The organism is Mammaliicoccus sp. I-M35, assembly GCF_022386455.1.
GTDB lineage: Bacteria > Bacillota > Bacilli > Staphylococcales > Staphylococcaceae > Mammaliicoccus > Mammaliicoccus sciuri_A.
Window position 1 is genome coordinate 65,832 of sequence record NZ_JAJNIL010000013.1, and the last position, 13,685, is coordinate 79,516.

Here is a 13,685-nt window from a genome sequence, read left to right on the forward strand (position 1 = left end):
GCATTTACTATCGCAATTCTCATCTCTCAAAGTTATAATAAATAAGGAATCTAAGAGGTGAAAAGCGTGAATACACAAATATCAGTAGCAATTCATATATTATCATTACTATCTGTAAACAAAGAACCTATATCTAGTAAATTTATAGCAGGTAGCATTAATAGTAACCCTACACTTGTAAGAAAAATATGTAAATATTTAAGAAATGGTAACTTAATCGAGAGCCAACAAGGTAAATCAGGCTATCGACTGGCTCAATCAGCAGACCAAATCTTATTAGGCGACGTTTATAAACTTATTCAAGATGAAGAGCATTTCGCTAAAATTCATCAAGACACAAATCCAGATTGTATCGTCGGACAAAATATACAGTCTGCATTAGACGATGTATATACACAAGTAGATCAACAAATTATTGATACACTTAATGAAACATCCATATTAGATTTAACATCTAAAATGACCGAAACTGTACAGTAATTTTAATTATATAGAAAAAGCTGGAGACATCTTTAACAACAGATGTCTCCAGCTTTATTTTTGTTTAAATGAGAAACTGAGCGCACGATATCTACGAGTCTTCGTGCGTTACACCCCTATTTTGTACCTTTGCGCACGATATCTCTCAGTCTTCGTGCGTTACACTCCTATTTTGTACCTTTGCGCACGATATCTCTCAGTCTTCGTGCGTTACACCCTTATTTTGTGCTCTAGCGCACGATATCTCTCAGTCTTCGTGCGTTACACCCCTATTTTGTACCTTTGCGCACGATATCTCTCAGTCTTCGTGCGTTACACCCCTATTTTGTACCTTAGCGCACGATATCTACGAGTCTTCGTGCGTTACACCCCTATTTTGTACCTTTGCGCACGATATCTCTCAGTCTTCGTGCGTTACACCCTTATTTTGTGCTCTAGCGCACGATATCTACGAATCTTCGTGCGATACACCCTTATTTTGTGCTCTAGCGCACGATATCTCTCAGTCTTCGTGCGTTACACCCCCATTTTGTACCTTTGCGCACGATATCTAATTAAAAAACAATAAATATATAAGAATATGTATTAAATTATTTAGTCCATGCGCTATAATGGCTACTTCTAATCGGTTAGTCTTTAAATAAAGTGCGCCAAATAATAATCCTATTCCAAAGTAAATGATAAACTCACCTATGCTTGATGGTCCATGTGATAATCCAAATAGTACACTAGATGCGATATATCCTATTAATAGGTGTCCTTTAAACATCCCTTTTAACATGAAACCTCGAAATATAAGCTCTTCAAATATTGGTCCTAGTATCACAAATATAATAATAGATATGTATAGAGGTAAAGTATTTAAATCTTTATATACTTCCATTTGATTTTGTGGTTGTCCTATAATTGCCGATACAGTCCAATACATGATAAGTGCTATACCTAATGTACTCAATGTATATTTGATATCTGCTTTCTTTAAAGCTTCAAATTTAATAAGTTGTAATTGGAATCGATGCATTAAATAAAGTAACAGGATAAATAACACACACCCTATTAATACAATGAACAAATTGCTAGCTAACGCAATCGATGTATATGTACCCATGCATATAATAATGAGTAAACACGACTTTAAGATTACATACTTCGTTTGATCTTGAAAAATTGGTTCACTATCTTCAAACATTTGTTTCATACTCATTTATTTATCCTCATTTCAATAAATTAACAATTTATTTTTTATAAATAAATGTATTTCGTCCATTATAACAGGAAATCTTATGTTATTGTAACTTCTCATTATACGGCTTATTTCCAGATTTTTTACATAAAATACTGACATGACAATATGAAATATCGTATATTATATATGTATAATTATATTTTGTAGGTGATTTAAAAGTGAACTATTTTATTGTAAATAATATCAATAATAAAATAACTGGCATTGAAAAATCAGTTATAAATAGACTAAAATTATTTAATTCATACAACTTGTCAGCAAAAATTATTACATTATCTTGGAATCCTAATTTACATAAGAATGCTCATATATTCGGAGTAAATAAACAAGTCTTTTCAATGTTTGATTATTTTCAAGAATCTATAAACATTCATATGAATACAGTTAAAGACTGGATTGAATATTGGCAACATGATTTGAACTATGAAATTAAATATATTCCAAATACAAACGATGTAAGAGTATTTCGCAATGGTAAGAGATTTATATATGCTAGTTTCCGCGACTCCGACTACAAATTATTAAATTTTGTGAATCATATAGATACAAAAGATAAAAAATGTAAAAGAGATTATTACGATTCTAGAGGTTTCTTAAGTCGTATTAGATATATGTGTGCTAAAGAAAAGCCGGTCTATGATGCTTATTTAACACCAAATGGACAAGTAAAGTTAGAAATATATTTCGATCAAAATCAAGAAAAAGAAGTCATTTCTAGAATCATGCTTTATAATTTTCATTCTAAAGATTATATATTTGATAACAAAAATGAACTGGTCGCATTTTTCTATGAACATTTATATAAAGACGGTGACTTATTTTTTAGTGATAAGACTGCTATTACTTCTCCACCATTCTTACTTACAGATTCGAAAATACCCGTTATATCTGTATTACATAGTACACATGTTAAGGACAACAATGATATCGAAGGTTCAGACATTAAAAATATTTATGGTAGTGTATTCAATCATTTAGAGCGATTTTCTGGTATTTTAGTATCTACTCTTCAACAAAAGAAAGATGTAGAGAAGCGTATTCAATCAAAAATACCTGTTTATAATATTCCAGTTGGATATGCTCAACCAATAGAGCCGAATTATTCACCTACTGTGCCTGACGGGCCAATTAAATTAATGTCGATCGCACGATATTCACCTGAGAAACAACTCGAGCATCAAATTCGACTCGTCGATAAATTGAAAGAAGATTTTGAGCAAATTGAACTTCATTTATTTGGATTTGGTAGTGAATTAAATAAATTAAAAGAATTGGTTGATTCATTAAGTTTAGAAGAACTTGTTAAATTCCGTGGATTCATCCCTAATATTACGAAAGAAATGCACAAATTCCATGTAAGTATGATAACAAGCAATATGGAGGGATTTGCATTAGCATTGTTGGAATCATTATCAAATGGGCTACCTGCAATCAGTTATGACATCCCTTATGGACCAAGTGAATTGATTGTTAACGGTAAAAACGGTTATCTTGTTCCTAGAAATGATGAGGACAACCTTTATGAAACCGTGAAGTCTTACTTAAGTAATCCTGAACTGCAAAAAACATTCCGAGACAACTGTATGACTGAATCACAAAAATACGCACAAAGTGAAATTATTAAGAAATGGCTTCATTTATTAGGTGAAGTAAAATCATAAATTCAAACAAGAACCCCCAATTCATCATTCTGAATTAGGGGTTCTTATTTATGTTATTTCATAGGTACTATTAAATAAAATGTTGTACCGACATCCTCTTTACTTTCTACCTTTAATTGTCCGTCCATTTGTTCGGCCAGATTTTTCGCAATATATAAACCTAAACCTGACCCACCCGTATCTTTGTTTCTAGACGCTTCAACGCGATAAGTGCGATCAAATATACGGTGTAAATGTTGCTCTGCGATACCTGGACCATCATCAGAAACAGCAATGCATATATTACTGTCTTCTTTCGTAACTTTAATTTCAACTCTTGTTCCAAGTTGTGTATATTTAAATGCATTATCTAAAATATTCATGAGTATACGTTCTAATGGTACTTTATATTGTTTGAAGTAAGTGATATCTTCACATAAATTAACATCTATCGTGCGATTTTCACTCGAGATTTGTTGTTCATAAGATTGTAAAAGTGTCACAAAAAGTTTATCTAAATAGATCGTTTCTAATGGATAACTTTGTTTATGATCTCGATTAATTTCCATTACACTAGTCAATTCATCAAACATCATTGAAATTCTTTGAGATTGTTTAATTAACACACTGTAAGCTTTCTGTTGATCATCTGATTGACTTATAATACCTTCTTTTAAACCTTCTGCATAGGATGTAATACTTGATAATGGTGTCTTTAAATCGTGTGTTAAGTTTTGTACCATTTCACTTTTTTCTTGTTGTTCATATTGAACTTGTTGTATTTGCGCTTCAATATTTCGAGCCATACTATTAAAGGCTTCACTTAATTCTTTCATTTCTTTCGGACTATCTATTTTTATGGCCGTTTCACTATATTGTCCATCTGCTATTAATTTTGTTTGTTTATTCAACAATCTAATACGTTTAACTAATGGCGTAATAAACAACATACAAATGACTGTCGTTAAACAACTTGAAATAATCGCACTAATCGTCAAAAGTAATGTTGTATGTGCATTAAACCACATCCATTTATATGCAATTGCTAGAATAATTGTCGTTAATACAATGCTACTGATAAATGCAGTGATAACTTGTGTTCGAATTGTTAGCATTTATTTCGCCCTTTCAAATTTATAACCTAATCCCCAAACGGTTTTAATAACATATTCATCATATTGATGTTGTTCTAACTTTTCTCTTATACGACGTATATGTACATTTACAGTGTTGGCATCTTCGTAATAGTCGTATCCCCATACTTTTTCGAGTAGTTCTGATTTAGAAATGACCATTTTCTCGTGGTCTGCTAAATACCAAAGTACATCAAATTCTTTTACTCTTAATGATACTTTTTGATCATTTACTTTAATGATTTTTTCTTGTTTACATAATTGTAAAGAACCAAATGTTAAGTAATCTTGTTTAAAATATTTTTGAGTACGATTTAATAAGTTATGCGCTCTTAACACGAGTTCACGAGGACTGAATGGTTTCTTTATATAATCGTCTGCACCTAACGTCAATGCATAGATCGTATCGTGTTCTTGCGTCTTAGCAGTTAAATAGATAAAAGGAATGTCTAGTTCCCGCGCTTTCATCTCTTTAACGACATCATAACCGTTTTTTTCGGGCATCATAATATCTAATATCATTAAATCAATTGCGTCATTCAACTGATGGATGGCTTGTTGTCCATCCGAAGCTGTCACAACTTGATGCCCTTCATATTCAAAGTAAGTCTTACAAATATCTAGAATATCTTGTTCGTCATCTACAATTAAAATATGCGCCATAATCTCTATCCCGCTTCCTTCTTCATAAACTTCTTAACGATAGCAGCTGCTGATAATTTACGTAAACTTCTGATATTTAATGCAATCAATATAAAGCCTACAAGCTGAAGTGGATACGTAAAAATCATATCTGCTAAAATGTAATTTATCATTATAAATATACCAAAAAGTGCTGCATAATACTCCAGAAATCCTAGAATTAAAGCTAATCCTAAAAATATTTCACCTAAAGGAATGACCCATTCCCATAAAGTCGTATATGGTGCAATAATATGCTCAAAAAACCACTTGTACCACATAGGAGAGTCTTGATTCTGTGCGATTACTTGCGTTAATCCTTGTAAACTAAACCCTCCTGTTAATTTTTCATATCCTTGCATATAGATTAAATAACCACTATAAACGCGAATGATTAAACATATAAATGTATATATCTTTGTCATGACATGCTTTCTCCTTTTATAAAGTTTAAGGGAAACTCAGAATTACTGAATTCCCCCTTAGTGAAACGTATTTATTTTAATTTAGCACTACCGAATACAACATGTGCTTTATCACAATAAATTGTCACTTCATTATATTTAGATGTGTCCATGTCTTTTAGATCAAATGTTTGTTCCATCTTATCGTAATCTACTTTATCAATTTTCATACCTTTTTTAATATCGCCATCTTTAGTTAAGTAAACATGTAAGTCAGGTCCTTTTGATGATTTGAAATCAGTTAACATTAATTTATTATCTTTAATCGTTGCCTTACCTTCTACTTTTTCACCATTCATAGATTCAAACATTCCAGACATCATCATGTCTTTCATGTCACTGTCTTTCATGTTTTCTTTACTCATGTCTTTATCTTTCATTTCAGTTTTCGTATCCATCTTATCGTCTTTTTGCATATCATTATTACCACATGCACCTAATAATATAGTTGTTGTTAATGCAAATGCTCCAAATGTTGTTTTAGTTAAGTTCATTTAACACATCTCCTCTTTAGTTGATATGTTAAGTTTATGCCCTATGACATCAATAAACCATTAACTGTTTATTAACTACTATGAACTCATTATTAATTCTCGATTTTAATGACGCTTTGTGTTTCAGAACGACTCATGAATACTTTTTTCGTCATATTGATAAATAATCCAGTCTCTACAACGCCTATGATAGATATTAAATCTTGATTTAATTGTTCTGGATGATGAATCTCTCCAAACTCACAATCTAATATGTAATGATCATTGTCTGTCACATATACATTTGAATCTTTCATTCGTAATGTCGCTTGGCAACCTAAACTTTCTATTGCATGTGCTGTGATTTCCCATCCAAAAGGCACAACTTCTACTGGTAGCTTAAACTTACCTAACGTCTTAACGTATTTCGTTTCATCTATAATCACAATAAAATTATCCGTGGCATTCGCAACAATTTTTTCACGTAGTAACGCACCACCGCCACCTTTAATCAATTGAAGATTTTCGTCCACTTCATCAGCACCATCAATAACTAAATCTAAGTGGGTCACTTCTGAAAAATCAGTAAGCGGAATTTGATGAATACGCGCTAATTCAGCAGTATCTTCAGATGTTGGTACACCTTTAATTTGAAGGCCATCTTTAACACGTTCACCTAACTTCTCAATTGCATAACGCATAGTTGAACCTGTACCAATTCCTATCGTCATACCATCTTGTATATCATTAACCGCTTCATAAGCAACTTCTCTCTTTAGCTCATCTTGATTCACGTTGTACACCTCATTCGATTTTTTCAATTATTGTTTCAAGTTTAACACACCTAAAATATATGTTCAGAGTACAAAAAAGCTGAGGCAACTTCATGCCTCAGCTAATCAAAACTATATATATAAAATTATGGATTATTTAGTTTGAGAAGTTTCTTGATCAGTTCTTGGTAATGGGTAGAAACCTGCTACAAACTGTTTCCATAATGGGTCTGGTAAATCATGTTTATCTGCTCTTTCAGGATCGAATACAGAAACGATTTCGTCTTCTTTTCCTTGTTCGATTTTTGATACGAATTGGTAATCAAGTAACAATTCTCTACCAAGTGCAATAAGTGGTGCACCTGTTTCAATTGCTGATAATGCATCGTCAGCAGTAAAGATTGAACCAATTCCTATTAATGGCACACGACCATTTATCCATTCTAATAATAATTTAATACGTTCTTCACCTTTATATTGACCTTCTCTTGTTGTTGAATGAATATCCATTAATGATACATGTAAGTAATCAAGTGGTTTTTCAGATAAAGTCTTAACAAGTTGTTCTGTTAATTCCATAGAAATACCTGGAGATTCTACTTCTTCAGGAGAGAATCGATAACCTACAATAAAGTCAGGTGTTGCATGTTCACGTACAACTTTAAGTACAGCATCAACAACTGCTAAAGGATATTTAATATGTTCGCCCCACTCATCATCTCTTCTGTTGTAATAAGGTGAGAAGAATTGATGAATTAAATAATGGTTTGCACCATGAATTTCAACACCATCAAAGCCAGCATCGATTGCTATTTTAGTAGCATTAGCGAAAGATTCAATAGTATGTTCAATTTCTTCTACAGTTAATGCTCTCGCAACATGTGTTTCTTGTTGTCCGAAGCCTTTCACTTCAACTTCACTAGGAGCAGCCGCTTCACCAGTTGGCGTTAATCCAGGTAAAGACATCGCACCACCATGATGGATTTGAATTAAAGCTTTCGCACCATTTTTCTTCATTACTTCAGCTTGTTTCTTAAGACCAGCAAGATCCGCTTCTTTAGATACAGATGGTTGTCCAGGAAAAGCTTGGCCAAGCGGTTCAACATAACTCGCAGCAGTAATAGAAATACCTACATCTTGAGAACGTTTTTCTATATATGGAATTTCAATATCAGAAATCGTACCATCTTCATTTGATGAAATATGTGTTAATGGCGCAAGTACAAATCTATTCTTAACTTCCACACCATTCGGTAATCTTAAAGATTTAAATAAAGGTTCATATTTTTTGTTCATTTTCAATAACTCCTCCTTATGAAATAACACTATACCACCATCAGAAAATAACATGCCAATTTAATGCTTATAGAAATGGTATGAAATAGATTTTTTGGTTATCTCGTGAGTTTAGTTCGACTTTAACTCACATGTTCGGCATTCTCGTGTGTTTACTTCATATTTAACTCACATGTTTCATGAACTCGTGAGTTTACTACCTCTTTAACTCACATCTTCAGCGATCTCGTGAGTTTATTCCAACTTTAACTCACATCTTCAGCAATCTTGTGAGTTTATTCCAACTTTAACTCACATCTTCAGCAATCTTGTGAGTTTATTCCAACATTAACTCACATCTTCAGCAATCTCGTGAGTTTACTGCCTCTTTAACTCACATCTTCGGCAATCTCATATACCTATTACCTCCCAGCACACGAAAAAACTGAACTTAAATTTATAAGTTCAGTTTTTCCTATTATATCCTAAGCCTTTTTCTACTTTTCTTCGGATAGTTTTTTATTTGTACGTTGTTGTAATAATACGGCTACTGCTCCAATAATAACTATGATTGCAATAACGCCTGCGATTCCTAAGAATTTCGCGATATAACCGACAACAATTCCGACTGCTAAGAAGTCTGTGTCTGAGAATGTTGTTGATGCTGCGCCTAAATCACCCATGAATGGTAGTAGTAATAATGGTAAGAATGTTACTAAGATACCATTTAATGCTGAACCTGCGATTGCACCTTTAATACCACCTCTTGCATTACCGAACACACCTGCTGTTGCGCCTAAGAAGAAGTGTGGGACAACGCCTGGTAATATAACGACACCACCAATTAAGAACATAATAAACATACCGATGACACCTGTAATAAAACTTACAAAGAATCCAATTAACACTGCATTTTGTGCATAAGGAAATACGATAGGACAGTCTAATGCTGGTTTCGTATTTGGTACAAGCTTTTCAGAAATACCTTTAAACGCTGGAACAATTTCAGCTAAGATCAGTCTAACACCTGTTAAAATGATAAACACACCTGCAGCAAATGTCACACCTTGAATAACAGAGAAGACAATAAAGTTAGTGCCATCACTTAATTCAGAATGAACGAAACTTGGACCTGCAAATAAAGCTGCTATAATATATAGAACGATCATTGTTAGTGAGATACTGATTGTACTTTCTCTTAGGAAACTCAATCCTTTAGGGAAGTTAATATCTTCTGTTGATTTTGATTTCCCAGAAAATAATTTACCGACTTCTCCTGCTGCCCAATAACTAACTGTTCCAAAGTGACCAATTGCCACTTGATCAGACCCCGTAATTTTCTTCATTGTAGACTGACCAAGTGCAGGTAATACAGCCATAATCAATCCTAAAATAATAGATCCCATAACAACTGTCATCGTACCTGTAATGTTACCAACAGTTAGAAGAATCGCTAGAAACGCTGCCATGTAAAATGTATGATGCCCTGTTAAGAAAATGTATTTCAAGTTCGTAAATCTTGCTATAAATATGTTCACAAGCATACCGAACATCATAATTAATGCTGCTGTTGTACCATAATCTTTCAGCGCAATTGATATAATGGCTTCGTTATTCGGCACGACGCCTTGAACACCAAATGCTTCTTGAAACATTTTCCCAAAAGGTTCTAGTGAATTTGTTACAACGCCTGCCCCAGCACTTAAGACTAGGAAACCGAGTATCGTTTTAATTGTGCCTGACGTAATGTCTGCTGCTGATTTCTTCTGTACAATTAAACCAATCAACGCGATAAGCGCAACGAGTATAGCTGGTTGACTAAATACATCTACAAAAAATCCTAAAATTGAATTCATGTTGGTGTCTCCCCTTTGCTTATAATATGTTCAATCCTTTTAATTTTTCTTCTAGTTTGTTTTGTAATTCTTCTTTGTCTAAAATGTTATCTAACACAACTACTTCACCTAAACGTTGCGCATTCTCTTCTAAGTCTCTTCCACAAATAAATATATCTGCCATATCTGGACTAGCTGTCATAATATCACTGTGTTCTACTTCAATATCAGATGGTGCTTGTAAATTCTTCAAAGCTTCTTGAGCATTCATTTCTACCATGAAACTACTCCCTAAACCATGTCCGCAAACTACTAAAATTTTCATATTAATCATTCTCCTTAAATATATTGATAATTTCTGATTTACTGTTCGCATCAATCAGTGATTGAACTGTTTCTTTGTCGCTTAAAATAGTTGCTAATTTCCTTAAAATTTCAAGATGTGCTTCATTATCAATTGCACTTAAAACAAATATTAACGATGCATAATGGCTATTATCCGAGAAATTAATATGTTCATTTAATTTAAGTAAGCTTAACCCTACTTTATGAACATCATCATTCGGTCTTGCATGTGCAATCGCAATCTCTGGCGCAATAACAATGTATGGTCCCATATCATGCACACTTTGAATCATTGAATTGATATAAGCTTGATTAAAATAACCCACTTCCAATAACGGCTGAGCTGCAATTTGAATACTCTCTTCCCAATTGGATACTTTTTCTTTAATTTGAATGTGTTCTTCTTTTATAATCAAGGTCAAATTTAGACACTCTCCTCACTTTGGCTTGCTTTTTTTATGAGTTGTCGTATTACTGCTTTGTCGCCTTTCATTAATTCTGCCCTTGCGTCTTCATCCATAATGATTTGACTCAACTGACCAAGTGCATTCAAATGTATTTGTGGTTGGCTCGTCGCAAGTGTAATCACAACTTTTACAGGATCAAATCGATCATGACCGAAGTCTATGCCATCTTCGAAATGTGTAATAGACATGCTAACCGGTACATTTACATTTTCAAAATTCGAATGAAGTAAAGCAATATTCGGACCAATGACCATATACGGTCCAAATTTATCTAAATGCTTCATAATATCGGTACTATATTGAGGATTTACATGCTTTGAATTCACCAACATTGCAACACTCTTTTGGATGGCTTCATTTCTACTACCAGCTTTCACATGTGTTTCGATATGTTCTTCCGGAATGACATCTTCTAAACTCGGACCGACCGTTTTGAAACTGGATATATATCGTTCTCTATAATCATTAATCATTTCATTGATCTTGTTTCTATCATCTTTATTCAAGAATGGTGACACTTCTATCGTTGGTACTGAAAAACCTTCTACTGGAACGGTCGAAAGTATATAATCTACACCGTGAGATTTAAGAAAGCTTTCTGAAATGTCATATATTGAAAAGGCATCTAATATTTCTAACTCTGGGTAAATATTTTTTATTCGGCTTTTTAACAATTGTGATGTTCCAACGCCAGAACCACATAATAAGATGACTTTAATATGTGTCGTTTCCTCGTTAGACATGCGTTCTATTGAAGAAGCAATATGGAGTGCTAAATATGCAATTTCATCTTCGTTAAATTTAACGTGATAGGCTTCTTCAAATATCCAAACTTGTTGTTTAATCGCTAACACAACTTCATAATACTCTCTTAATATCTCTTGCTTTAGAGGATTCTCATGTTGCATATTAAATGACATGCGATGAATTGCCGGTTGTAAATGTGTGACAAGGCCAGTGATTAATTTATGATCATGCATAAGCGGAACACCTATTTGAGCACTGATTTTTTGAATAAATAATTTCGATAGTTCCGTTATATTCTGTTGTGATTGTTCTTGATGATACTTGTTTACACGTGCACCTAATAAATGCAAAGTTATAAATGCCGCTTCACTTTTAGGAAATACGATATCAAATAACTTTTCTAACTCGGCAGTTATTTGAATGGCAATTTGAAATGCTTCTGTCTTACGCAGCCGTTCATACTCTTCATCAGGGATTTCAAATACAAATTCTGCTTTGGCACGATGAATTGCAATAATAATGTGATATATTAAACCATCAATACCAACTTGAACTAATTGAAAGTCTTGATTATTAATGGTCGTAATCACAGCTCGTCGTATTTTTTCAAGTTCTTCTTTCGAGAATACTTCAATACCAATTTGTGCAGTAGATTTCTTAAAGTATTCATTCACCACATGCGCATACGCTTCTCTGAGTTGCTTTTCATTACCTTCAATTACAAAACCTTTATTCTTTTTATATTCCAGCATAAGCCCATATGTTTCTAACCAAGCTTGAACACTTTTCAAATCATCTACAACCGTTCGTCGTGATACATTTAACAAATCTGCTAAACTTTGAGAACTGATTGGATGTGTAGATTCAAATAATCTTAGAATAATCTGTTCTTTTCTTTCATTCTTGGAATAATGAATATCTAACTCAACATCGGTTGATGCCATGTAGCTTTCTTTATGTGATAATTTGACGCCTAAACTTTTATTTCTTTCAACATCCATATTCAATTTCTCTTTAAACGATTCGATATACTCTAAATCATATTGAATCGTACGTTCACTTACTTGAAATAAAGATGCTAATTCAGAAATCGTGACGAAGTTGTTCTCAGATGATAAATAAGACAATATATTTCTCTGTCGTTTACTCAGCAATCAAATAACCTCCCTGTATTTATTGTAAGCGTTTACTGATTGTTATAGATGTGTAATCTACTTCGTTATATAATCCGAAACATTTCACATCAATGCAACTGATTACATTATTGCATAAAAAAAACGCATAATCTGATTGTGGTCAGATTATGCGGATATTCATTAATTCAGCTATATTTTTACTTTCGTCCAAACTTGTTCATAACGGGGGCGTTAGTTACAAAACTCAGCTGAAATGTTACTATGGACCTCCTTAATTACAAAAGTCTGCCGAAGTGTTACTATGGACGGCCTTAGTTACAAAACTACTGAGAATTGTAATTACTGGTCTCCTTATTTGCACTTCTCACCAAAACTGCTAATAACAACACCAGTATTTGCACTTCTCACCAAACTTGCTTATAAATCTTATTTAAAAGGAATTCCTTCATAAAAAATGCCAACAAAATCACAACTATGACTTTGTTGGCATGTACGAGACTATTATTTATATCTCTTTTAAAATTTCTTTATTTACTATTTTTAGTTTTTCTTCTACCAAATAATAATAATGAACCTAATCCTGCTATAAGTGATCCAAATAATGCATATTGTGTATTATCTAATTCACCTGTATTTGGTAATTCATTTTTATTTTCTTGCTTTTTACTTTGTTCTTTTGATTGTTCAGTAGCCATTTTTTCTTTATTTTTTTCTTGTTTTGTTGATTCAACTTTATCTTTGTTTGCTACTGTCATAACTGAATTCTGTTGATCTTTATTTGTCATGACTTGATCTTCTGTAGACATAGTTGTTGGTTGCATACTATTATTAGCAGCTGGTTCTGATTTGTGATCCATTGTTGGACTTGGCTCCGGACTTGGTTCTGGACTTGGCTCTGGTGTCGGCTCTGGTGTTGGCTCTGGTGTCGGTTCTGGACTTGGTTCCGGAGTCGGCTCTGGACTTGGCTCTGGACTTGGTTCTGGCATTGGC

At 33.2% G+C, this 13,685-nt stretch carries 14 protein-coding genes; 2 read left to right on the top strand and 12 right to left on the bottom strand.

Annotated elements, in window-relative coordinates:
• The first annotated feature begins 66 nt into the window (after positions 1–66).
• Positions 67–480: an Rrf2 family transcriptional regulator gene (locus LQ679_RS13160; protein WP_206166447.1), complete on the top strand. Its 414-nt coding sequence runs from the start codon at positions 67–69 to the stop codon at positions 478–480.
• Positions 481–1,030: 550 nt separating this feature from the next.
• Here the strand turns inward: LQ679_RS13160 and LQ679_RS13165 are convergent.
• Positions 1,031–1,684: a CPBP family intramembrane glutamic endopeptidase gene (locus LQ679_RS13165; protein WP_239763269.1), complete on the bottom strand. Its 654-nt coding sequence runs from the start codon at positions 1,682–1,684 to the stop codon at positions 1,031–1,033.
• A gap of 200 nt (positions 1,685–1,884) precedes the next feature.
• Here LQ679_RS13165 and LQ679_RS14910 point away from each other — a divergent pair, with 200 nt between their 5' ends.
• Positions 1,885–3,387: a glycosyltransferase gene (locus tag LQ679_RS14910; protein WP_239763272.1), complete on the top strand. Its 1,503-nt coding sequence runs from the start codon at positions 1,885–1,887 to the stop codon at positions 3,385–3,387.
• 53 nt (positions 3,388–3,440) lie between these two features.
• Here the strand turns inward: LQ679_RS14910 and LQ679_RS13175 are convergent, their stop codons facing one another.
• From LQ679_RS13175 to LQ679_RS13225, 11 genes are all read right to left on the bottom strand, one after another.
• Positions 3,441–4,481 (bottom strand): sensor histidine kinase, encoded by a 1,041-nt coding sequence (locus LQ679_RS13175; protein WP_206166449.1) that lies wholly within the window; start codon positions 4,479–4,481, stop codon positions 3,441–3,443.
• On the bottom strand, positions 4,482–5,162 hold the full coding sequence (locus LQ679_RS13180) for a response regulator transcription factor (RefSeq protein WP_239763275.1): 681 nt from the start codon (positions 5,160–5,162) through the stop codon (positions 4,482–4,484).
• A 5-nt stretch (positions 5,163–5,167) separates the two neighbouring features.
• Complete coding sequence (locus LQ679_RS13185; RefSeq protein WP_037590117.1) at positions 5,168–5,605, bottom strand: DoxX family protein; 438 nt, start codon at positions 5,603–5,605, stop codon at positions 5,168–5,170.
• Between the two features lie 71 nt (positions 5,606–5,676).
• On the bottom strand, positions 5,677–6,138 hold the full coding sequence (locus tag LQ679_RS13190) for a DM13 domain-containing protein (protein WP_037590116.1): 462 nt from the start codon (positions 6,136–6,138) through the stop codon (positions 5,677–5,679).
• Between the two features lie 92 nt (positions 6,139–6,230).
• Entirely contained in the window at positions 6,231–6,911 is a 681-nt protein-coding gene (gene rpiA / locus LQ679_RS13195) for a ribose-5-phosphate isomerase RpiA (RefSeq protein ID WP_345772997.1), read from the bottom strand.
• Between the two features lie 132 nt (positions 6,912–7,043).
• Positions 7,044–8,186, bottom strand: coding sequence for an NADH-dependent flavin oxidoreductase (locus LQ679_RS13200; RefSeq protein ID WP_126476524.1), 1,143 nt, complete (start codon positions 8,184–8,186; stop codon positions 7,044–7,046).
• A 476-nt stretch (positions 8,187–8,662) separates the two neighbouring features.
• Positions 8,663–10,021, bottom strand: coding sequence for a PTS ascorbate transporter subunit IIC (locus tag LQ679_RS13205; protein WP_065380902.1), 1,359 nt, complete (start codon positions 10,019–10,021; stop codon positions 8,663–8,665).
• Between the two features lie 19 nt (positions 10,022–10,040).
• Positions 10,041–10,325, bottom strand: coding sequence for a PTS sugar transporter subunit IIB (locus LQ679_RS13210; RefSeq protein ID WP_025906341.1), 285 nt, complete (start codon positions 10,323–10,325; stop codon positions 10,041–10,043).
• A gap of 1 nt (position 10,326) precedes the next feature.
• Positions 10,327–10,767, bottom strand: a complete 441-nt coding sequence (locus LQ679_RS13215; protein WP_048541650.1) for a PTS sugar transporter subunit IIA — start codon at positions 10,765–10,767, stop codon at positions 10,327–10,329.
• 2 nt (positions 10,768–10,769) lie between these two features.
• Positions 10,770–12,713: a BglG family transcription antiterminator gene (locus tag LQ679_RS13220; RefSeq protein ID WP_239763278.1), complete on the bottom strand. Its 1,944-nt coding sequence runs from the start codon at positions 12,711–12,713 to the stop codon at positions 10,770–10,772.
• Between the two features lie 509 nt (positions 12,714–13,222).
• Positions 13,223–13,685: LPXTG cell wall anchor domain-containing protein (locus tag LQ679_RS13225; protein WP_239763281.1), on the bottom strand; the 463-nt coding region annotated here is incomplete at its 5' end.

Excerpts from the sequence above, each read along its gene's own strand:
- LQ679_RS13200 (WP_126476524.1), bottom strand. The coding sequence starts at position 8,186 with ATGAACAAAAAATATGAACCTTTATTTAAATCTTTAAGATTACCGAAT.
- LQ679_RS13175 (WP_206166449.1), bottom strand. The coding sequence starts at position 4,481 with ATGCTAACAATTCGAACACAAGTTATCACTGCATTTATCAGTAGCATT.
- LQ679_RS13210 (WP_025906341.1), bottom strand. The coding sequence starts at position 10,325 with ATGAAAATTTTAGTAGTTTGCGGACATGGTTTAGGGAGTAGTTTCATG.
- LQ679_RS13205 (WP_065380902.1), bottom strand. The coding sequence starts at position 10,021 with ATGAATTCAATTTTAGGATTTTTTGTAGATGTATTTAGTCAACCAGCT.
- LQ679_RS13185 (WP_037590117.1), bottom strand. The coding sequence starts at position 5,605 with ATGACAAAGATATATACATTTATATGTTTAATCATTCGCGTTTATAGT.
- LQ679_RS13180 (WP_239763275.1), bottom strand. The coding sequence starts at position 5,162 with ATGGCGCATATTTTAATTGTAGATGACGAACAAGATATTCTAGATATT.
- LQ679_RS13165 (WP_239763269.1), bottom strand. The coding sequence starts at position 1,684 with ATGAGTATGAAACAAATGTTTGAAGATAGTGAACCAATTTTTCAAGAT.
- LQ679_RS13190 (WP_037590116.1), bottom strand. The coding sequence starts at position 6,138 with ATGAACTTAACTAAAACAACATTTGGAGCATTTGCATTAACAACAACT.